This is a genomic window from Aeromicrobium sp. 10G20-16 (assembly GCF_055809665.1).
Genome location: NZ_CM147919.1, coordinates 2,746,018 through 2,766,880 on the forward strand (window position 1 = coordinate 2,746,018; position 20,863 = coordinate 2,766,880).

The 20,863-nt window shown below is 70.3% G+C and carries 17 protein-coding genes, 1 tRNA gene and 4 pseudogenes; 16 read left to right on the forward strand and 6 right to left on the reverse strand.

What is annotated here, in order from left to right; translation table 11 throughout:
- Positions 1 to 18: 18 nt before the first annotated feature.
- The 4 genes and pseudogenes from AC0L5F_RS14035 to AC0L5F_RS14050 all read right to left on the reverse strand — a co-directional run bounded on the left by AC0L5F_RS14035 (position 19) and on the right by AC0L5F_RS14050 (position 3,000).
- On the reverse strand, positions 19 to 1,269 hold the full coding sequence (locus AC0L5F_RS14035) for an ABC-F family ATP-binding cassette domain-containing protein (protein WP_473316197.1): 1,251 nt from the start codon (positions 1,267 to 1,269) through the stop codon (positions 19 to 21).
- Between the two features lie 65 nt (positions 1,270 to 1,334).
- Positions 1,335 to 1,803: pseudogene (locus tag AC0L5F_RS14040) on the reverse strand (ATP-binding cassette domain-containing protein); the annotation flags it as partial.
- Between the two features lie 12 nt (positions 1,804 to 1,815).
- The gene (locus AC0L5F_RS14045) at positions 1,816 to 2,307 is read right to left on the reverse strand and encodes a MarR family winged helix-turn-helix transcriptional regulator (RefSeq protein ID WP_473314029.1); all 492 of its coding nucleotides are present in this window, start codon (positions 2,305 to 2,307) and stop codon (positions 1,816 to 1,818) included.
- A gap of 87 nt (positions 2,308 to 2,394) precedes the next feature.
- Complete coding sequence (locus AC0L5F_RS14050; RefSeq protein ID WP_473314031.1) at positions 2,395 to 3,000, reverse strand: DUF4232 domain-containing protein; 606 nt, start codon at positions 2,998 to 3,000, stop codon at positions 2,395 to 2,397.
- Positions 3,001 to 3,084: 84 nt separating this feature from the next.
- Between AC0L5F_RS14050 and AC0L5F_RS14055 the strand changes: the two genes are divergently transcribed.
- Positions 3,085 to 4,434, forward strand: a complete 1,350-nt coding sequence (locus AC0L5F_RS14055; protein WP_473314032.1) for an amidase family protein — start codon at positions 3,085 to 3,087, stop codon at positions 4,432 to 4,434.
- 45 nt (positions 4,435 to 4,479) lie between these two features.
- Entirely contained in the window at positions 4,480 to 5,271 is a 792-nt protein-coding gene (locus AC0L5F_RS14060; protein WP_473314033.1) for a methyltransferase domain-containing protein, read from the forward strand.
- Here AC0L5F_RS14060 and AC0L5F_RS14065 read toward each other — a convergent pair.
- The gene (locus tag AC0L5F_RS14065; protein WP_473314034.1) at positions 5,240 to 6,028 is read right to left on the reverse strand and encodes an alpha/beta hydrolase; all 789 of its coding nucleotides are present in this window, start codon (positions 6,026 to 6,028) and stop codon (positions 5,240 to 5,242) included. The two genes, AC0L5F_RS14060 and AC0L5F_RS14065, sit on opposite strands and share 32 nt — an antisense overlap.
- Before the next feature lie 156 nt (positions 6,029 to 6,184).
- On the opposite strand from AC0L5F_RS14065, the gene AC0L5F_RS14070 reads away from it, so the two are divergent.
- The 4 genes from AC0L5F_RS14070 to AC0L5F_RS14085 all read left to right on the forward strand — a co-directional run bounded on the left by AC0L5F_RS14070 (position 6,185) and on the right by AC0L5F_RS14085 (position 8,545).
- Positions 6,185 to 6,266: transfer RNA gene (locus AC0L5F_RS14070), tRNA-Gln, on the forward strand.
- 40 nt (positions 6,267 to 6,306) lie between these two features.
- Positions 6,307 to 6,552, forward strand: coding sequence for a hypothetical protein (locus AC0L5F_RS14075; RefSeq protein WP_473314035.1), 246 nt, complete (start codon positions 6,307 to 6,309; stop codon positions 6,550 to 6,552).
- Between the two features lie 34 nt (positions 6,553 to 6,586).
- Positions 6,587 to 6,907 carry a putative quinol monooxygenase gene (locus AC0L5F_RS14080; protein WP_473314036.1) on the forward strand — a complete coding sequence of 107 codons (321 nt, stop codon included), beginning with the start codon at positions 6,587 to 6,589 and terminating at the stop codon, positions 6,905 to 6,907.
- 24 nt (positions 6,908 to 6,931) lie between these two features.
- On the forward strand, positions 6,932 to 8,545 hold the full coding sequence (locus AC0L5F_RS14085) for an AMP-binding protein (RefSeq protein WP_473314037.1): 1,614 nt from the start codon (positions 6,932 to 6,934) through the stop codon (positions 8,543 to 8,545).
- A 90-nt stretch (positions 8,546 to 8,635) separates the two neighbouring features.
- Here the strand turns inward: AC0L5F_RS14085 and AC0L5F_RS14090 are convergent, their stop codons facing one another.
- Positions 8,636 to 9,307, reverse strand: coding sequence for a hypothetical protein (locus AC0L5F_RS14090; protein ID WP_473314038.1), 672 nt, complete (start codon positions 9,305 to 9,307; stop codon positions 8,636 to 8,638).
- A 196-nt stretch (positions 9,308 to 9,503) separates the two neighbouring features.
- On the opposite strand from AC0L5F_RS14090, the gene glmU reads away from it, so the two are divergent.
- From glmU to AC0L5F_RS14140, 10 genes and pseudogenes are all read left to right on the forward strand, one after another.
- Positions 9,504 to 10,949 carry a bifunctional UDP-N-acetylglucosamine diphosphorylase/glucosamine-1-phosphate N-acetyltransferase GlmU gene (glmU, locus tag AC0L5F_RS14095; protein ID WP_473314039.1) on the forward strand — a complete coding sequence of 482 codons (1,446 nt, stop codon included), beginning with the start codon at positions 9,504 to 9,506 and terminating at the stop codon, positions 10,947 to 10,949.
- 32 nt (positions 10,950 to 10,981) lie between these two features.
- Positions 10,982 to 11,923 (forward strand): ribose-phosphate diphosphokinase, encoded by a 942-nt coding sequence (locus AC0L5F_RS14100; protein ID WP_473316198.1) that lies wholly within the window; start codon positions 10,982 to 10,984, stop codon positions 11,921 to 11,923.
- Positions 11,924 to 11,925: 2 nt separating this feature from the next.
- Complete coding sequence (locus tag AC0L5F_RS14105) at positions 11,926 to 12,621, forward strand: hypothetical protein (protein ID WP_473314040.1); 696 nt, start codon at positions 11,926 to 11,928, stop codon at positions 12,619 to 12,621.
- 88 nt (positions 12,622 to 12,709) lie between these two features.
- Positions 12,710 to 13,084 carry a YciI family protein gene (locus AC0L5F_RS14110; RefSeq protein WP_473314041.1) on the forward strand — a complete coding sequence of 125 codons (375 nt, stop codon included), beginning with the start codon at positions 12,710 to 12,712 and terminating at the stop codon, positions 13,082 to 13,084.
- Positions 13,085 to 13,102: 18 nt separating this feature from the next.
- Positions 13,103 to 14,359: an RNA polymerase sigma factor gene (locus AC0L5F_RS14115; RefSeq protein WP_473314042.1), complete on the forward strand. Its 1,257-nt coding sequence runs from the start codon at positions 13,103 to 13,105 to the stop codon at positions 14,357 to 14,359.
- Between the two features lie 189 nt (positions 14,360 to 14,548).
- Positions 14,549 to 15,223, forward strand: coding sequence for a 50S ribosomal protein L25/general stress protein Ctc (locus AC0L5F_RS14120; RefSeq protein WP_473314043.1), 675 nt, complete (start codon positions 14,549 to 14,551; stop codon positions 15,221 to 15,223).
- A 14-nt stretch (positions 15,224 to 15,237) separates the two neighbouring features.
- Positions 15,238 to 15,447, forward strand: a pseudogene (locus AC0L5F_RS14125) (aminoacyl-tRNA hydrolase); the annotation flags it as partial.
- A 79-nt stretch (positions 15,448 to 15,526) separates the two neighbouring features.
- Positions 15,527 to 15,793 (forward strand): aminoacyl-tRNA hydrolase, encoded by a 267-nt coding sequence (locus AC0L5F_RS14130; RefSeq protein WP_473314044.1) that lies wholly within the window; start codon positions 15,527 to 15,529, stop codon positions 15,791 to 15,793.
- 31 nt (positions 15,794 to 15,824) lie between these two features.
- Positions 15,825 to 19,332, forward strand: a pseudogene (gene mfd, locus AC0L5F_RS14135) (transcription-repair coupling factor).
- 174 nt (positions 19,333 to 19,506) lie between these two features.
- A pseudogene (locus AC0L5F_RS14140) lies at positions 19,507 to 20,781 on the forward strand (amino acid permease); the annotation flags it as partial.
- Between the last annotated feature and the right edge of the window lie 82 nt (positions 20,782 to 20,863).

Genomic DNA, 20,863 nt, shown 5'->3' on the forward strand with positions numbered 1-20,863 from the left:
TGTCCGGCTGCGGGGAGCTCAGCCCAGCAGCTCGGACAGCTCGAGCCACTGCTCCTCGATCGAGGCCTGCTGGGCCTCCGCCTCGCTGATCTGCTGACCGAGGCGCGTCAGTCCCGGGTAGTCGGCAGGGTCGTGGGTCTCGAGCTCGGCCTGCAGCGCGGCGATGCGCTTGAGCACCGTGGCGAGTCGCCGCTCGGTGGACCCGAGCTCCTTGCGGGCGGCGTGCCGTGCGGCGCCGCTGAGCTCGCTGCTGGTGGAGGCCGGCGCAGCCGCGGCCGGTGCGGCGCTCTGGCGGTCCTGCTGGCGCCGCAGGTCGAGGTACTGGTCGACGCCACCCGGGAGGTGGCGCAGGTGCCCGTCGAGGATCGCGTACTGCTGGTCGGTGATGCGCTCGAGCAGGTACCGGTCGTGCGAGACCACCAGCAGGGTTCCCGGCCACGAGTCCAGCAGGTCCTCCATGGCGGCCAGCATGTCGGTGTCGAGGTCGTTGGTGGGCTCGTCGAGCACCAGCACGTTCGGCTCGTCGAGCAGGATCAGCAGCAGCTGCAGGCGGCGCTTCTGGCCGCCGGACAGGTCGCGCACGGGCGTCGACATCTGGGCGCTGGTGAAGCCGAGGCGCTCCAGCAGCTGGCTGGGGGTCATCTCCTTGCCGCCGGAGACGTAGGCGGTGCGCTGGCGGCCGACGACGTCGCTGACCCGGTCGGCCCCGACGTCCTTGAGCTGGTCGAGCTCCTGGGTGAGCGTCACGACCTTGACGGTCTTGCCGCGCTTGACGCGTCCCGAGGACGGCTGGACGGCGCCGGTCACGAGTCCCAGCAGGGTGGACTTGCCCGACCCGTTCGCCCCGAGGATGCCGGTGCGCTCGCCGGGGCCGATGCGCCACTCGACGTGGTCGAGGACGTCGCGGGTCCCGTCGTAGGAGACCGAGCAGTCGAGGATGTCGACGACGTCCTTCCCGAGCCGCGAGGTGGCCATCTGCTGCAGCACGATCGGGTCGCGGGGCGGGGGTTCGTTCTCGATCAGCGCGTTGGCGGCGTCGATGCGGAACTTGGGCTTGGAGGTACGGGCAGGAGCGCCGCGTCGCAGCCAGGCCAGCTCCTTGCGCATGAGGTTCTGGCGCTTGGCCTCGGTGGCCGACGCGTGCCGGTCGCGCTCGACACGCTGCAGGATGTAGGCGGCGTAGCCGCCCTCGAACGGCTCGACGATGCCGTCGTGCACCTCCCAGGTGGCGTTGCAGACCTCGTCGAGGAACCAGCGATCGTGGGTCACGACCAGCAGGCCGCCGGCGTTGGCCGACCACCGGGTCTTGAGGTGACCAGCCAGCCAGGTGATGCCCTCGACGTCGAGGTGGTTGGTGGGCTCGTCGAGGAACAGGACGTCGTGGTCCTCCACGAGCAGCGCTGCCAGGGCGACGCGGCGTCGCTGCCCGCCCGAGAGGGTGCCGACGACGGCGTCCCAGGCGATGTCGGAGACCAGGCCGTCGATCACGTCGCGGATCCGGGCGTCGCCGGCCCACTCGTGCTCGTCGCGGTCGCCGACGACGGCCTGGCCGACGGTCCCGGCCTGGTCGAGGGTGTCGGTCTGGTCGAGCATCGCGATCTCGACCCCTCCGCGCACGGTGACGCGGCCGGAGTCGGGCTCGAGTCGACCGGCGAGGATGCGCAGGAGCGTGGACTTGCCGTCGCCGTTGCGGCCGACGATGCCGATCCGATCGCCTTCGTCGATGCCGATGGTGACCGATCCGAAGACGGTCTTGGTCGGGAAGTCGAGCGAGATCTGCTCGACGCCGAGGAGGTGGGCCACGTGTGCTGTTTCCTAGGACGCGTCGAAGGGCAGGGACAGGGTGCGCAGGGCGTCGGCCACGGCCGCCACGGAGGCGTCGTCGAGATCGGCCAGCAGCTGCTTCTCGCGCACGAGCAGCTCGCCGAAGGCGCCGTCGACGCTGGAGCGTCCGTCGGCCGTGAGGCGCACGAGCACGCCGCGCCGGTCGCTCGGGTCGGGCAGGCGCTCGACCAGGTCCTTGTCGACCAGCCGGTCGACGCGGTGGGTCATGGTGCCGCTGGTGACCAGGGTCTGCTGGACCAGCTGACCGGGGGAGAGCTGGTAGGGCTCGCCGGAGCGTCGCAGCGCCGACAGGACGTCGAAGTCGGAGGTCTCCAGCCCGTGGTCGGCGAACGCCTCGCGCCGTGCGCGGTCCAGGTGCAGGGCGAGACGGCTGATGCGACTGAGCACCTGCATCGGTGTGACGTCGAGATCGGGGCGCTCACGCGTCCACGCCTCGACCAGCCGGTCGACCTCGTCCTCCATGGGTCGAGGCTACCGCGTCGAGGGGCATCATCAAGATTCTTGACGTCGAGATTGTTCTCCGCGGCCGCAGATCCGGGCGCCGGGGACTCAGCGCAGATGCACCGGCGCGACTGTCAGCAGGTGCTCGCTGGTGTCGCTGCAGGCCTGGCCGGGGTTCTTGACGAACACGGCATCGCGGTTGTTGGGCGGGTAGACGCGCAGTCCGTCGGTCGAGGTCGAGCAGCCGTGGGCGCCGGGATCGGACTCGGTGAGGTCGGCTGCGGCGACGGCACCCGGAGCGAGGGTGATGACGGTGGCCGACCCGGTGCGGTCGGCCGCGGCGCCGACCTGGGTGCCGTTGCCATGGCCGACGAAGGAGACGCCCGGCCAGCCCGTCATGGCGCAGGGCGCGTCCGTCGTGTTGGTGAACGTGACCTCGGCGTGGGTGGCCCCCGCCGTCCCGCCGCCGGGGGTCGGGTCGAGCGCGACCTTCAGGTCACGCGTGGCGCAGGTGGGCGTGGCGCCGGACGACGATGCGGACGTCGATCCAGGGCTGTCGCCACCGGGCGAGCCGGTGGACGCCGGGGCAGGCGTGGACGTGTCAGCGGGTGTCGAGCCGGGATCCGAGCCCGAGCACGCAGCGAGGGCCGCGCACATGACCAGGGCGGCGGAGGCGCCGGACAGGAATCGAAACAGGTTGCGTCGAGAAACCATGTGTCCAGCGTACGTCGCGGATCCAGGTCGTCGAGCCGTCGGAATCGGCCTGCTCGGACCGTCGTGCGGCGGTAGCGTGCGGGGGTGCCCGATCTCGACGACGCCGACCTGCCGGCCCTCGGCCCGACCCGCCAGGGTGACCTGCTCGCCGCCGGCACCCTCACGTCGAGGCGCCTCACCGAGGCGACGCTGGCGGCGATCGAACGCGTGGAGCCCGATCTCAACGCCACGGTGACGATCATGGGTGAGGACGCGCTCGCGGCGGCCGACGACGCCGACCGGCGCCGGTCGGCGGGGGAGTCCGGTCCGCTGCTCGGCATCCCGGTCGCGGTCAAGGACGACCTCGACATCGCCGGCCAGGTCACCGGCCGGGGCAGCCGGGGGGCCACGAGCGTCGCGGCCGCGGACACCGAGCTGGTCGCCGCCATGCGGGCTGCGGGCATGGTGCTGGTGGCCAAGTCCACGTTGCCCGAGCTGGCGATCTTCGGGTTCACCGAGTCCGATCGCACGGGCATCACCCGGAACCCGCACCACCACGACCACACGCCCGGCGGGTCGTCGGGCGGATCGGCAGCGCTGGTCGCCGCCGGAGCCGTCGGGGTCGCCACGGCGTCTGACGGTGCCGGGTCGATCCGCATCCCCGCGTCGTGCTGCGGGCTGGTCGGCTTCAAGCCCACGCAGGGCACGATGCCCAGCTCGGGCGGCTGGCACGACCTGTCGACCCAGGGTGGGCTCGCGGCCCGGGTCGCCGACAGCGCCCTGTTCCTCGACGCGTTCGGCCGGTTCCCCGCATCGCTCGTGGAGGCGGCCGCCTCCGACCCCGCGCCGTTGCGGATCGGGGTGTCGTTCAGCGCCGCCGCGGCCACCAAGGCACTTCCGCTCGACCCGCAGGTGCGGGCAGCGGTCGAGGCGACGGCGGCGAGCCTGCGGGACGCCGGCCATGCCGTCGTCGAGGTGGACGTTCCGTACCCGCTGGCGTCGAAGGCCCTGACGGTCCGCTACCTCGCCGGCATCCGCGACGGTGCCGACGGGGTCGACGACCCGACGGCCCTGGAGTCGCGCACCCGTGCCATCGCGCGGCTCGGTCGGCCGTTCGGTCCGAAGGCGGTCGCGTGGGCCAAGCGCAAGGGGCGCGAGTGGGGCGACGGGGTGCACGACGCCCTGGGCGTCGACGTGCTGCTGACCCCGGTGATGAGCGGCCCGGCCGTGCCGGTGGAGCACTGGAAGGGCAGGGGTGGGTTGTCGACGGTCTTGTCGATGAACGCGTTCTACCCGTACACGGCGCAGTGGAACCATGCGGGCGTCCCGGCCGTCTCGATGCCGGCCGGCACGGCTGACAACGGCCTGCCGCTGGCGATCCAGCTGATCGCGCGTCGCGACGACGACGTGCGCCTGATGTCGTTGGCGGGGCAGCTCGAGAGAATCAACTCTTGATATCAAGTATCTTGACATCAAGATAAATTGTCCTAGGCTGGACCCATGGCCATGTGGAACCCCGATCAGTACCTGCGCTTCGCCGACGAGCGGGGCCGTCCGTTCGTCGACCTGGTCTCGCGCATCCCGGTCGACGCCGCCACCGTGGTCGACCTCGGTTGCGGCCCGGGCCAGCTGACCTCGGTCCTGCGGTCGCGGTTCCCGGACGCGGACATCCACGGCGTCGACTCGTCTCCGGAGATGGTCGAGCGCGCCGTGCGCGAGAACGTCGATGCTGCGGCGAGCTACGAGACCGCCGACGTCGCGACCTGGACGCCGGACGGCGCGGTCGACGTGATCACGTCCAACGCGCTGTTCCAGTGGGTGCCCGACCCCCTGGCCGTGATCGAGCGTCTCGCCGGCCACGTCCGCCCCGGCGGTGCGTTCGCCCTGCAGGTCCCGCACAACTTCGACGCCCCGAGTCACCGACTGCTGCACGAGATCTCCTCGCGTCCGCCGTTCGCGGCGCACACCGAGGGCCTGCACCACGCCCGCGGCACGGAGCGGGCCGACGACTACCTGGACCTGTTCGCCGGGCTCGGCTGGTCGGTCGACGCGTGGCGGACCGAGTACCTGCACGTCCTTCCCGGCGAGGACCCGGTCTTCGAGTGGATCTCCGGCACCGGCGCGCGGCCGGTGCTGCAGGCTCTGCCGGACGACCTGCGCGAGGACTTCGTCGACCGGTACAAGGCGGCCCTGCGGGTGGCGTATCCGCAGCGGCCGTACGGAACCGTGCTGCCGTTCGAGCGGGTGTTCTGCGTGGCGGTCAGGCCGGCAGGCGATCCAGCCAGTCGCTGATCGTCTGCGCCACGTCCGGCCAGGCCGGCTCGAGCATCAGGTTGTGCCCGGCGTCGAACATCACCGGCTCGGTGTCGTACGCGCGGGCGGTGGCGGCCACGTCCGGGGGAGGGAAGATCGTGTCCAGCTCGCCGCCGAGCACCAGCATCGGCGCCGAGACCCGCTGGGGCTTGGGCCGGTCCAGCACCAGCATGTCGAGGAAGGCGAAGAAGGCCTCGTCCTGCACGCGACCGGCGTAGTCCAGGGCGGTGGCGTCGTCGAGGTGGTGGCTGTAGAACATGTCGCGCGCGACGGCCGGGTCCTTGACCATCGGGTACAGCGACCAGGTGGCGTTGGCCCTGGCGAACGGCCCGGGCCGGTGGCGGGCGATGTCCAGCGTCACGCCGATCACGCCTCGCGGCGGCACCGACGCCACCAGCACGCCGCCCGGCGCCGCGTGCCGCTCGAGGTACTTCTGCACGACCATGCCGCCCATGGAGTGCCCGACGACCACCGGCGGGGTGTCGAACGTGCCCGCCACCTCGGCGACGTCGGCCACGTAGTCGCGGATGCGCGCGGTCTTGAAGCTGCCGTGCGCCGGCGAGTCACCGTGACCGCGCAGGTCCAGTGCAGCGACCGAGTACCCGCGGGCGGCGAAGTCGTCGAGGAAGTGCTCGGTCCAGCACCACGACGCGTGCCACGCACCGTGGACGAACAGCAGGGGAGTGGACTTCGGGCTGCCCGACGGCTCGCGCCGGGCCACGTGCAGGGACGACATCGCCCGAGCATCCCACGCGAGTGGCGCGAAATGGCTCGATTTCGAGCGCTAACCCGACCGAACTGCGCCACTCGCGGTTCACGATGCGCCACTCGGTGCCTCGTCGGACGGGGTCGAGGCTCTCGAGGCGGCGCGGGCCTAGACTGGGGCGCACATTCCCCGGTTGGTCTGCCGGCAGGGCCCGCCTGACTTTGAATCAGGACAAGCGACGCAGGTTCGACTCCTGCCCGGGGAGCCAGGAGGTGCCACGGGCTGGACGAGTCAGGCAGGGAGCGGCTGTGTTGCCGGAGGTGCTGGGAACGATCGGGCTCGTCGTCCTGCTGGGGTTCGTCGTGCCGTGCATGGCGTACGGGCTGACGGCGCTGCTCGATCCAGAGACCTGGCGACGGCGGCGCGGCAGGGGCGACGACGACGGCGAGGGGTCCGGCGGCATTTCGGTCCCTCGTGGGCCGGTTCCGCTCCCGCCAGCCCCGTCGATGGCGCGATCGTCGAACCCCGACGAGCGGGACGGCACGGTGTCGTGAGCGTTGCCCTGTTCTTCGCGGCACACTGGGGGGCATGTACTTCATCGTGGTCAAGTTCAAGACGAAGCCCGAGTGGACCGACCGGTGGCTGGACCTGGTCGACGACTTCACGCAGGCCACCCGCGCCGAGGCCGGCAACCTGTGGTTCGAGTGGTCGCGCAGCGTCGAGGATCCGTCGGAGTTCGTGCTGGTGGAGGGATTCACCGACGACGGCGCCGGACCGCACGTCAACAGCGAGCACTTCAAGAAGGCGACGTCCGAGATGGGGCAGGCGCTCGTCAGCACGCCGAAGATCGTCAGTCGCCAGGTCGACGGTGACGGCTGGGACGAGATGGGCGAGATCACCGTCGAGTGATGCGCGTCACGTAGCCTGAGCGGCATGGAGTCCCACGACATCGGAGACACGTCCACGCCGTTGCTCGACGAGACGATCGGCGCCAACTTCGAGCGCACCGTCGCCGAGCACGGCGACCGCGAGGCGCTGGTGGAGGCCGAGACCGGGCGACGATGGACCTACGCCGAGCTCGACCGCGACGTCGACGCGCTGGCCCGCGCCCTGCTGGCCGCCGGCATCGAGACCGGCGACCGGGTCGGCATCTGGGCGCCCAACTGCGCCGAGTGGACCATCGCGCAGTACGCCACCGCCAAGCTCGGCATCATCTGCGTCAACGTCAACCCGGCGTACCGCACCCACGAGTTCAGCTACGCCGTCGAGCAGTCGGGCATGCGCCTGCTCATCGCCGCCGAGGCGTTCAAGACGTCCAACTACCGGGCCATGGTCGACGAGACCTGGTCGCAGCTGCCCGGGCTCGAGCGCGTGGTGTTCCTCGGCGACGAGTGGGACACCTTCGTGGCCGAGGGCGGAGCGGTCGAGCCCGAACGAGTCGGTCAGATCATGGCCGGTCTCGACCCGGACGACGCGATCAACATCCAGTACACGTCGGGCACGACCGGCCGGCCCAAGGGCGCGACGCTCTCGCACCGCAACATCCTCAACAACGGGTACTTCACCACCGAGACGATCCGCCTGACCAGCGACGACCGCCTCTGCATCCCGGTGCCGTTCTACCACTGCTTCGGCATGGTGATGGCCAACCTCGGCTGCACCACCCACGGCGCCACCATGGTCATCCCGGCACCCGGCTTCGACCCCGCCACCACGCTGCGGGTCGTCCAGGAGGAGCGCTGCACGGTCCTGTACGGCGTGCCGACCATGTTCATCGCCATGCAGAACGACCCGTCGTTCGCCTCGACCGACCTGTCGTCCCTGCGCTCGGGCATCATGGCCGGTTCCATCTGCCCGGTCGAGGTCATGAAGCGCTGCATCGAGGAGATGAACATGGCCGGCGTGTCCATCGCCTACGGCATGACCGAGACGTCCCCGGTGTCGTGCCAGACGCTGGCCGACGACGACCTGGAGCGCCGCACCGCCACCATCGGCCGGGTGCACCCGCACGTCGAGATCAAGGTGGTCGACCCCATCACGGGCGAAACCGTCGAGCGGGGCGAACCGGGAGAGTTCTGCACCCGCGGTTACTCGGTGATGAAGGGCTACTGGAACGATTTGGACAAGACCGCCGAGGCGATCGACGCCGACGGCTGGATGCACACCGGCGACCTCGCCGAGATGCGCGAGGACGGCTACTGCAACATCGTCGGCCGCATCAAGGACATGGTCATCCGCGGCGGCGAGAACATCTACCCGCGCGAGATCGAGGAGTTCCTCTACTCCCACCCCGACATCGCCGACGTCCAGGTGGTGGGGGTGCCCGACGAGCGGTACGGCGAGGAGCTGTGCGCCTGGATCGTGGTGAAGGACGGGCGCGATCCGCTCGACGTCGACGCCGTGCGTGCCTTCTGCGACGGCAAGCTGGCCCACTACAAGATCCCGCGCTACGTCTTGGTCGTCGACGAGTTCCCGATGACCGTCACGGGCAAGATCCGCAAGGTGCAGATGCGCGAGGAGTCGGCCATGAAGCTCGGACTCGCCTGACGACGCCGGAGACAGAACTGCGGGCACGACCCCCAGAGAGGTCGTGCCCGCAGCGTTCCTCCCAACAAGGAGGACTGTGGCCGTCAGCGATCAGCTGGCGGGAGTGGTGTTGACCGTGATCTTCGCGATGCCGACCAGGAGCTGGTCGGTGACGGCGTCGGTCTTGAAGGTGCTGTTCAGCAGGTCCGCCGCGACGGGGGAGATGAACACCTTGGTGCCCTCGAGGATCGCGGTGTCACCCTGCACCTGCAGCGGCTTCAGGGTCGCGCCACGCAGCTGGAAGATGAACGCGCTGGACGCGGCCAGCTTGCCGTTGACCGACACGTCGCCGTAGACACGCGAGGCGCCCGGATCGACGTTCAGGTTGGTGATGTCGACCTTGGTGCCGCCGGCCTCGAGCGAGAAGCCCGAGCCCTCGTGCTGGATCTGGCCGATGACGTAGGGCTTGGCCTCGGTCTTCTTGAACACGGTGACGTTGCCGCCGGTGATCGGGAAGGCGAGCGAGCCGTCGGTCAGCTTGGCGTCGCCGACGACGCCGGGCGTCAGGCCCAGCGAGGTGAGGGCGTCGGTGAATCCGGTGTCCAGTGCGACGGCGGTGGTGTCGCCGGACAGGGCGTTGATGCTGGCGACCGGCTTGGCGATCTTGACGGTGCTGGTGTCGGACGAAGCCGAGCTCGTGGACGAGCAGGCAGCGAGCGGAAGGGCGGCGACAGCGGCGAGTGCGATGCCGGCGAAGTACTTGCGTGAACGGTTGGTGCTCATGGTGGTCACATCCTGGGGGTGTACGGGTCAGAAGGTCTGACAAGGTCAGCCGAACTGACATGGGGTATTCGCCAAGGCGGGCCCAGAAGATGGGCGGTCATCGTGACGGCTGCGTCACACTGGTCGAAACGCCCTGCGGTTGGAGTGCGAAAATGACAAAACTATTTCTCGCGAGCACACCCGCTAGGCTCGGCGCGTGAGTGATCAGGTCACCGTCATCGTCCTGGCGGCGGGTGCAGGCACCCGGATGAAGTCGTCGCGCGCCAAGGTGCTGCACGAGATCGCGGGGCGCTCCATGATCGAGCACGCGCTGGTCGCGGTCGGGGGGTTGGGCTCAGGCCCCACGGTCGCCGTCGTCGGCCATGACCGCGAGCAGGTGTCGGCTGCCATCGGTGCCATCGACCCGTCCGTCGTGCAGGCGGTGCAGACCGAGCAGCGCGGCACCGGCCACGCCGTGCGCGCCGCCCTCGAGGCACTGGACGCCCCACCGACCGGCACGGTGCTGATCACCTACGGCGACGTCCCCCTGCTCACGACGGCCACCCTCGCCGACCTGGTCGACGACCACCGCGGCGCCCAGCGCGCGGTCACCATCTTGTCCTCGGACGTGCCCGACCCCACGGGATACGGCCGCATCGTCCGGGACGCATCGGGTGCCGTCACCGCCATCCGCGAGCACGCCGACGCCGCCGACGACGAGCGGGCGATCACCGAGATCAACAGCGGCATCCTCGCGGTGGACGCGGCGTTCCTGGTGCGAGCCGTGCAGGGCCTCGAGCCCAGCAACGCCCAGGGCGAGCTGTACCTGACCGACATCGTGGCGCAGGCGGTCAGTGACGGACTGCCCGTGGGCGCTCACGTGCTCGAGGACGTCTGGCAGACCGAGGGCGTCAACGATCGCGCCCAGCTGGCACGCATGGGTCGCGAGCTGAACAGCCGTCTCACCGCGCGCTGGATGGCCGAGGGCGTCACCATCGTCGATCCCGCCACCACGTGGATCGACTCGGCCGTCACGCTCGCGGCCGACGTCACCGTGCTGCCCGGCACCCAGCTGCTCGGCGCCACCGTGGTCGGTCCCGGCGCCACGATCGGCCCGGACACCACGCTGCGCAACGTCGAGGTCGGCACCGGCGCGACGATCATCCGCACCCACGGCTCGGACTCGGTCGTCGGTGCGGGCACCACGGTCGGACCGTTCGCCTACCTGCGGCCGGGCAACGAGATCGGCCAGAACGCCAAGGTGGGCACGTTCGTCGAGGTCAAGAACTCCACGATCGGCGACGGCGCCAAGGTGCCCCACCTCAGCTATGTCGGCGACGGCGACGTCGGCGAGGGCGCCAACATCGGTGCCGGGACGATCTTCGCCAACTACGACGGGGTCACGAAGAGCCGGACACGCATCGGCCGGCACGCCCGCACCGCCTCCAACAACACGTTCGTCGCTCCGGTCGAGGTGGGCGACGGCGCCTTCACCGGCGCTGGAGCCACGATCCGCGAGGACGTGCCGCCGGGGGCGCTGGCGGTCAGTGCCGGTCCGCAGAGGACCATGGAGGGGTGGGTCGCGGCCAAGCGTCCCGATTCCATGTCCGACCACGCCGCGCGCGATGCCGGTGACCACTCGACGCAGGAGACGCAGCAGTGAGCAGCCTGTCCAAGCGGACGCCGACCCGCAGCATGTTGTTGTTCTCCGGTCGGGCGCACCCCACGCTGGCCCAGGAGGTCGCCGACCTGCTCGAGATCGAGCTCGTGCCTACCACCGCCTACGACTTCGCCAACGGCGAGATCTACGTGCGCTTCGACGAGTCGGTCCGGGGCTGTGACGCCTTCGTCATCCAGAGCCACGCCGCGCCCATCAACGAGGCGATCATGGAGCAGCTGATCATGGTCGACGCGCTCAAGCGCGCCTCGGCCAAGCGCATCACCGTGATCCTGCCGTTCTACGGCTACGCCCGCCAGGACAAGAAGCACCTCGGTCGAGAGCCCATCTCGGCGCGCCTGATGGCCGACCTGTTCCTCACCGCGGGCGCCGACCGCCTCATGACGGTCGACCTGCACACCGCTCAGATCCAGGGCTTCTTCAACGGTCCGGTCGACCACCTGCTGGCCATGCCGATCCTGACCCGCCACGTGAAGAAGAAGTACGGCCGCAAGCCGTTGGCGGTCGTCTCGCCCGACGCCGGCCGCATCAAGGTCGCCGAGTCCTGGGCGGCGGCCCTCGGCGGTGCGCCGCTGGCGTTCATCCACAAGACCCGGGACCCGCGCAAGCCCAACGAGTCCAAGGCCAATCGCGTCGTGGGCGACGTCGAGGGGCGGGTCTGCATCCTGGTCGACGACCTCATCGACACCGGCGGAACCATCGTGCAGGCCGCGGAGGCGCTGATGGCCGACGGCGCCGAGTCGGTGGTCATCGCCGCCACGCACGCCGTCTTCTCCGGCCCGGCGTCGCAGCGACTCAGCGAGTCGGTGGCCACCGAGGTCATCGTCACCAACACGCTGCCCATCGCCGAGGACAAGTACTTCGACAAGCTCACCGTGCTGTTGATCGCACCGCTGCTGGCCCAGGCCACGGCGGCGGTGTTCGAAGAGGGCTCCGTCACCAGCCTGTTCAAGAACTGACCATGACTCGATCACCCTCCCGGCAGGCCGCCCTGTGGGGTGCTGCGGTCGGTGTGGGGCTGGGGTTGGTGCTCTCGGTGCTGGTGATCCTCGTGCTGGGCGACGACCTCGCCGAGCCCGCCGATCGCACCCGGCTGGGCGCCCTGCAGATCGGTCTCGCCGTGGTCGGGACCCTCGCCGGTGCGGCGGTGGGCGCTGGTGCGGGTGCGCTGGCGGTCCGAGCCGCCTCACGGGCGAGCGGTGACGCGTCGGCCCGGCGGATGCGAGGTGCCCTCGCGGCAGCCGTGGTGTCGATCCTGCTGAGCCTGCTGATCTCACCGATCGGTCCGATCCTGGCGGTCGCGGCGACGGTGTGTGCCGCTGTCGGCGGCGGGCTGGCCTGGTGGGCCCTTCCGCGGTTGGTCGACCTCGAGACCGCGGCGCCGACGAAGGGCCGGTCGCCCACCCAGAAGGCCGCCCAGAAGTCCCTGGAGACCGGTGCTCCGCTCGAGCTGAGCATGGGCAAGCGGATCGCGTTCGCAGCTCTGTCGGCGGTGCTCGGCGGTCTGGTCGTCACCAACATCGTGCTGTTCGTGGTGGTGCTCGTGACACCGTTCTCGAGCTCCACCGACAGCGTGATCGCCGGTGTCCTGCTGGTGCTGTTCGTCGTGCTGTTCGGCGCCATGAGCTGGCGCCGCACCGCTCCGCCGAGCCGGTGACCAACATTCTTCCCGCCGCGATGTCGAGATCGCGTGCCGCCGTTCGACGTCATGATGACAAGCACGACGAAGAACGAGAGGACGACAGATGACGCGCTACATGGGAATGGTCCGCATGGAAGAGGGCATCGCGCCCCCGCCGCAGGCCCTGTTCGAGGCGATGGACACGTTCATCGCCAAGTCCGTCGCCGCCGGGGTGTTCATCGACGGTGGCGGCCTGTACGGCACCGAGGACGCAGTGAACTTCGTCATCGAGTCGGGTGGTGTCACCGAGGTCGACGGCCCGTACGCCGAGGCCAAGGAGATCGTCGGCGGCTGGTCGCTGCTGGAGTTCGAGTCGCACGAGGACGCGGTCGAGAACCTGCGCGAGATGGCGCAGCTGCATGCCGATCACTGGCCCGACCAGAAGGTCGTGATCACGCTGCGCCAGGTCGCCGGCGGACCCGACGTGCCCGAGCAGTAGGTCTCCTACGCTGGTCTCGTGCCCGAGGCCAGCAGTACCGACGACGCGATCGTCGCGGCGTGGCGCGACGAGTCGGCGCGGATCGTGGCAGCTCTCGTGCGGATGACGCACGATCTGGCGATGGCCGAGGACGCGACCCAGGACGCCCTGGTCGCCGCGCTGGAGCAGTGGCCGGGCGGTGGGGTGCCGGACAACCCCGCCGCCTGGCTCATGACCACGGCGAAGCGTCGCGCCGTCGACGCGGTGCGCCGGGCCCAGACCCTGCGCACCAAGACCGCCGAGCTCTCGGCACGACAGGTGGATCCCATGCCGGACCTGGAGGACCAGGTCGACCACGTCGAGGACGACGTGCTGCGGCTGATGTTCATGTGCTGCCACCCGACCCTGTCCGGGGCGTCGCGGGCCGCGCTGACGTTGCGCATGGTCGGCGGGCTCACCACCGCCGAGATCGCCCGGGGGTTCCTGGTGTCCGAGACCACCATGGGTCAGCGGATCTCCCGAGCCAAGAGGACGCTCACCGGCGTCACGCTCGAGCACCCCTCGGCGGCCGAGCGGGGACCGCGACTGCGCGACGTGATGGCCGTCATCTACCTGGTCTTCAACGAGGGGTACTCGGCCACCACCGGCGACGACTGGGCTCGGTCCGACCTGGTGGCCGAGGCGATCCGGCTCGCGGCGATGCTGGCCGACCTCGCCCCGGACGAGCCGGAGGCCCACGGCCTCCTGGCCCTGCTGGCGCTGCAGGGCTCTCGGCTGTCCGCCCGTCACGACAGCGACGGCGCACCGGTGCTGCTGGAGGACCAGGATCGGTCGCGGTGGGACGACCTGCTGATCCGACGCGGGCTGGCCGCGCTGAGCCGGGCAGAGCAGCTCGGCGCTCGCGGGGTGCCGATCGGCTCGTACTGCCTGCAGGCCGCCATCGCGGCGCAGCACGCACGGGCCGCCACGGCCGCAGCCACGGACTGGGCGCGGATCGCCGGGTTGTACGACCTCCTGGCGCGAGCGGCCCCCGGCCCCGTGGTGGAGGTCAATCGCGCCGTGGCCCACGGTCGTGCTCGCGGACCCCGGGCCGGATTGGCCGTGCTCGACGCGATCGCGCCCGACGCGCTCTCGGGGTCGCCGGCCGTGCCGAGCGTGCGGGGCGACCTGCTCGAGCGTGACGGTCGGCTGGCGGAGGCCGCCGCTGCGTTCGACGAGGCGGCCCGCCTCACCCGCAACGCCGACGAGCGCACGGTGCTGGAGCGCCGTGCCGCCGTCGCTCGGGGACTCGGGTGATCTCGCCGGCGCGTTTTCGCTCAGGAGGCCCGCTGCGATAGACTCCAGCGGTTGCCTCGGCGAGGGTCCTGACGGACCGTGATCGACAGGGCGCTCCACAGGAGTGCTGTGTCGAGCGCCCACCGAGGCGGCATCCCGATGACTTCCCGCACGTTCGCGCACTGCAGCACGCCCCAAGGAGACTGAACCGTGGCCGAGATCAAGATCGCCGCCGAGACCCGTACCGAGTTCGGCAAGGGTGCGGCCCGCCGCATCCGCCGCGACGACAAGGTTCCCGCCGTGCTCTACGGCTCGGGCGCCGAGCCGGTGCACATCACGTTGCCCGGACACGCCCTGATGATGGCGCTGAAGAACTCCAACGCGCTGCTCAACATCGACCTCGCCGAGGGCAGCCACCTGGCCATCCCCAAGCAGGTCCAGCGCGACCCGATCCGCGGCTTCATCGAGCACGCCGACCTGCTGATCGTCAAGAAGGGCCAGAAGGTCACGGTCGACATCCCCGTGCACCTCGTCGGCGAGGCCGCGCCCGGCACCATGCTCGTGCAGGAGAACACCTCGGTGTCCGTCGAGGCCGAGGCCACCCACATCCCCAGCTACTTCGAGCTGTCCGTCGAGGGCCTCGAGGTCGGCGCGCAGCTGCACGCCAGCGACGTCCCGCTCGACGAGGGCTGCGAGCTCAACGGTGACCCCGAGATGCTGATGGTCAACATCACCAACCAGCCCACCGAGGCCGAGCTCGAGGCCGAGCTCGAGGAGGCCGAGGCCGAGGCCGGCATCGAGCGCGACGAGTCCGACGACGAGGCCGCTGCCGGCGGTGCAGCCGCCGAGGGCGCGGCTGCCGCGGAGAGCACCGACGACGAGTGACCGCGACCTGGCTGGTGGTCGGGCTCGGCAATCCCGGATCGGGGTATGCCGCAACTCGTCACAACGTCGGGTACATGGTCGCCGAGGTCCTCGCGACGCGCCTCGGCGCAGGCTGGAAGAAGCACAAGTCCGGTCAGGCCGACGCCATCGAGGGTCGGCTCGCCGGTGAGCGGGTCGTGCTCGGGCGCTCGCGCTCGTACATGAACGACAGCGGGGGACCGGTGTCGGCGTTGCTGAAGTTCTACGACGTCGACCCGGCGCACCTGATCGTCGTCCACGACGAGCTTCGACATCGACTTCGGCATGCTCCGGATCAAGTTCGGTGGTGGCGACAACGGCCACAACGGCCTGAAGTCGATCCGACAGTCCACCGGCACCGGCGACTTCTTCCGGGTGCGGGTGGGCATCGGGCGTCCGCCGGGGCGCCAGTCGGTGCACGACTTCGTGCTCAAGCCGTACGCGGCCAGCGAGCGCAAGGACCTGCCGACGTACCTGGAGGAGAGCGCCGACGCCATCGAGTCGCTGATGACGCACGGTCTCGAGGCGACCCAAGGTGCGTTCAACCGATGAGCATGGGCAAACCGATGAGCGTGGGCAACCGATGAAGCTGGCCCATCTCGCCAGCGCCGTGCTCGCCGAGCCCACGGTCGCGTCGGTGGTGTCCGATCGTGCCGACGGCGTGCAGGAGCTCGATGTCCGTGCGCCGGAGCCGCTTCGACCGTTCCTCACGCACGCGCTGGCCGGCGGAGGCACGGTGCTGGCGGTCACTGCCACGGCACGTGAGGCCGAGGACCTGCGCGACGAGGTCGCCGAGCTGCTCGGTGCCGCCGCCGTCGTGCACTACCCCGCGTGGGAGACGCTGCCGCACGAGCGGTTGTCACCGCGCTCGGACACCGTCGGTCAACGGCTCGCCGTCCTGCGCCGCCTGGTCCATCCCGGAGACACCGACGAGACCGGGCCGGTGCGTGTCATCACCGCCCCGGTGCGTTCGCTGCTGCAGCCGCAGGTCAAGGGACTGGCCGACCTGGTCCCGGTCGAGCTGCGCCAGGGCGACGACGTCGTGCTCGACGACGTGGTGCGCGATCTCGCGGCTGCCGCGTACGCGCGTGTCGACCTGGTGGAGCGTCGTGGCGAGTTCGCGGTGCGTGGCGGCATCGTCGACGTCTTCCCGCCCACCGAGGAGCATCCGCTCCGTGTCGAGTTCTTCGGCGACACGGTCGACGAGATCCGACGCTTCGCCGTGGCCGACCAGCGCACCCTCGACGTCGTCGACCGGGTGTGGGCGCCACCGTGCCGCGAGATGCTGCTGACCGACGACGTGCGGGAGCGAGCCCGGCGGCTGGCCGAGACCCACCCCGGTCTGCGCGAGCTGCTCGGCAAGCTGGCCGAGGGCCACGTCGTCGAGGGCATGGAGTCGCTCAGCCCGGTGCTGGCCGGCGAGATGGAGCTCCTGATCGACCTGCTGCCGGCAGGTTCATCCGTGCTGCTGTGCGACCCCGAGCGGATCCGCGCCCGTGCCGCCGACCTCGTCGCCACCAGCGCCGAGTTCCTCGAGGCGTCCTGGGCCACCGCGGCGGGAACGTCGGCCGAGGCGCCCATCGACCTCGCCACCGCCTCGTTCCACGAGCTGGGCGAGGTGCACGACGACGCCCTCGCCCGCGGGCTCGGCTGGGTGGGGCTGTCGCCGTTCGGCCTCGACGTGTCCGGGTCGCGTTCGGTCGAGATGGAGGCGGCGCCCACCTACCGCGGCGACACGGCTGCAGCGCTCGTCGACGTGCGCGCGTGGCTCGCGTCGGGTCGCCGCGTCGTCATGGTGGTGCCCGGTCACGGGCAGGCCCAGCGCACCGTCGAGTGGCTGGCCGAGCACGACATCGCCGCTGCCATCAGCGAGGACGACACACCGGGCTGGGGCACCGCCGGCGTCGTGCAGGTGGTGCTGGGCGAGCTCGACCACGGCTTCGTGTCGCCGCCGCTGGACCTGGTGGTCGTCACGTACGACGACCTCGTCGGCCAGCGACCCGCCGACCGGACCGAGCGCAAGATGCCGTCGCGCCGCCGCAAGCAGATCGACCCCCTGGAGCTGTCGCCCGGCGACCACGTCGTCCACGAGCAGCACGGCGTCGGCCGGTACGTCGAGATGGTGCAGCGGGTCGTGCAGGGTGCGGCTCGCGAGTACCTGGTCGTCGAGTACGGAGCCAGCAAGCGCGGCCAGCCGCCGGACCGGCTGTTCGTGCCGATGGACCAGCTCGACCAGGTCACCCGCTACATCGGCGGGGAGTCGCCGAGCCTGGACCGCCTCGGCGGAGCCGACTGGACCAACCGCAAGAACAAGGCGCGTCGTGCCGTCCGCCAGATCGCCGGCGAGCTGATCAAGCTGTACGCCGCGCGGCAGTCGACCAAGGGCCACGCCTTCGGTCCGGACACGCCGTGGCAGGCCGAGCTGGAGGACGCGTTCGCCCACGTCGAGACGCCCGACCAGCTCGTCACGATCGACGAGGTCAAGCGCGACATGGAGCGCACCGTGCCGATGGACCGGTTGGTGTGCGGCGACGTCGGATACGGCAAGACCGAGATCGCCGTGCGTGCCGCCTTCAAGGCCATCCAGGACGGCAAGCAGGTCATCTTGCTGGTGCCCACCACGCTGCTCGTGCAGCAGCACTTCGCGACGTTCGCCGAACGGTTCGGTCAGTTCCCGGTCACGATGCGTCCGCTGTCGCGGTTCCAGACCGAGGCCGAGTCCAAGGCCACCCTCGAGGGGCTGGCCGACGGATCGGTCGACATGGTCATCGGCACGCACCGGCTGCTGCAGCCCGGCGTGCGCATCAAGGACCTCGGCCTGGTGATCGTCGACGAGGAGCAGCGCTTCGGCGTCGAGCACAAGGAGGCGATGAAGATGCTGCGCGCCGCCGTCGACGTCCTGTCGATGTCGGCCACGCCCATCCCGCGCACCCTGGAGATGGCGGTCACCGGCATCCGCGAGATGTCGACCATCGCCACGCCGCCGGAGGAGCGCCACCCCGTGCTGTCGTTCGTGGGCGCCTACGACGACAAGCAGGTCACCGCCGCCATCCGCCGCGAGCTGCTGCGTGAGGGGCAGGTCTTCTACATCCACAACCGGGTGCAGAGCATCGACAAGGCCGTCGCACGCCTCAAGGAGCTGGTGCCCGAGGCCCGCATCACCTCGGCGCACGGACAGATGGGTGAGCACCGGCTCGAGGAGGTCATGGTCGACTTCTGGGAGAAGCGCTTCGACGTGCTGGTCTGCACCACCATCGTCGAGTCCGGCCTGGACGTGTCCAACGCCAACACCATGCTCATCGAGCGGGCGGACTCGCTCGGCCTGTCCCAGCTGCACCAGCTGCGTGGTCGCGTCGGGCGCGGCCGCGAACGCGCCTACGCGTACTTCCTGTACCCGCCGGAGAAGCCGCTCACCGAGACCGCGCACGACCGCCTGGCCACCATCGCCCAGCACTCCGAGCTCGGTGGCGGCATGGCGGTGGCGATGAAGGACCTGGAGATTCGTGGTGCCGGCAACCTGCTCGGCGGCGAGCAGTCCGGCCACATCGCCGACGTCGGTTTCGACCTGTACGTGCGGCTGGTCGGCGAGGCAGTTGCGGAGTTCCGTGGCGAGACCGACGACGACCGGTTCCTCAGCCGCGAGGTCAAGATCGAGCTTCCCGATCGAGGCGCACCTGCCCGAGCAGTACGTGCCGAGCGAGCGCCTGCGCCTCGAGATGTACAAGCGACTGGCCGACGTGCGCGCCCTGCCCGACGTCGACGAGCTGCGGGCCGAGCTGGTGGACCGCTACGGCGAGCCACCCGAGGTCGTCGAGACCCTGCTCGACGTCGCCCGCCTGCGGGTCAAGGTGCGCGAGGCAGGTCTGAGCGAGGTCACCGCAGCCGGCCCGAACGTGCGGTTCGCCTCCATCGTGCTGCCGGACTCGGCCCAGGCGCGGATGAGCCGCGTCTACCCGCGCAGCACCTACAAGGCGGCCGCCGAGGTCATGCTGGTGCCACGCCCCAAGGCGTCGACGATCGGTGGTGCGCCGATCGCCGGTCGCGAGCTGCTGGAGTGGACGGCCGTCGTCGTCGACACCCTGGTCGCCTGACAGAAAGTTGCGGGACGCATCTTTCTGACTAGATTGTCGGGCATGAGTCAATCGGGGATGCTGCGCCAGCTGGTGCGCACCAAGAACGTCGACGACGTGGTGCGCCAGAACGACGACGAGCCGGGCGGTGAGCACCACGTCCGCCTGAGCAAGCGGCTGAGCCAGTGGGACCTCATGGGCTTCGGCATCGGCATCGTGATCGGCACGGGCATCTTCACCCTGACCGGCGTCGCGGCCAAGAACAACGCCGGGCCGGCCGTCATGGTCTCGTTCCTGATCGCCGGAGTCGTCGCGGTGCTGGCGGCCCTCTGCTACGCCGAGCTGGCCGCGGCCGTGCCCACCGCCGGCAGCTCGTACACCTACGCCTACACGACGATCGGCGAGATCTTCGCCTGGATCATCGCGTGGGACCTGATCCTGGAGTTCGCACTGGGCGCCGCCGTCGTGGCGCGCGGCTGGTCGGGCTACCTGCAGGACTCCTTCGGCCTGCCGGAGGCGTTCTTCGGCGAGAAGAACTCCGTGGTCAACCTGGGCGCGGTGTTCATCGTGCTGGTGCTGGGCTTCGTCGCGGCCATCGGCATCCGCGAGTCCAAGTGGGTCACCAACGCCCTGGTGGTCATCAAGGTGTCGGTGTGCCTGTTCGTGATCGCAGTGGGCGTCTTCTTCATCAAGTCCGCCTTCTACTCGCCCTACATCCCGCCGTCGAAGCCGCAGCCGACCGGCGACACGCTCGCCGGGCTCAAGCAGCCGCTGTGGCAGTTCGTCACCGGGGTCCAGCCCACCCAGTTCGGCGTCACGGGGGTCTTCGTGGCCGCCGCCATCGTGTTCTTCGCCTACAGCGGCTTCGAGGCCGTGGCCAACCTCGGTGAGGAGACCAAGGACCCCGCCAAGGACATGCCCCGTGGCCTGCTCGGCACGCTGGCGATCTGCACGATCCTGTACGTGCTGGTGTGCTTCGTGCTGGTCGGCATGGTCAAGTACACCGACCTGTCCGAGGGAGCGCCGATCTCCGACGCCTTCAAGCAGGTCGGCCTCGGCTGGGCCGCCGTCCTCATCGGCATCGCGGCGATCGCGGGACTCACGTCGGTGATCCTCGTCGACATCATCGCGATGGGGCGCATCGGCTTCGCCCTGTGCCGTGACGGGCTGCTGCCGGCCTCGGTCGGCAAGATCGACGAGCGGTTCCAGACGCCGCTGCGCATCACCGTCGGCACGACGATCGTGGTGGCAGTCCTGGCGGCCTTCGTCCCGCTGGCCGCGCTGGCCGAGATGGTCAGCATCGGCACCCTGTTCGCCTTCCTCGTGGTGTCGATCGCGGTGGTGGTGCTGCGCCGCACCAAGCCCCGGCTGAAGCGCCCGTTCCGCACCCCGTCGGTGCCGCTGCTGCCGATCACGTCGGCGGTGCTGTGCGTGGGGCTGATGACCAACCTCGCGGTCGAGACCTGGCTGCGGTTCCTCGTCTGGCTGGTCCTCGGACTCGTGGTCTACGGCTTCTACGGCCGCAAGCACGCCACGCTCGGCAAGGACGCCG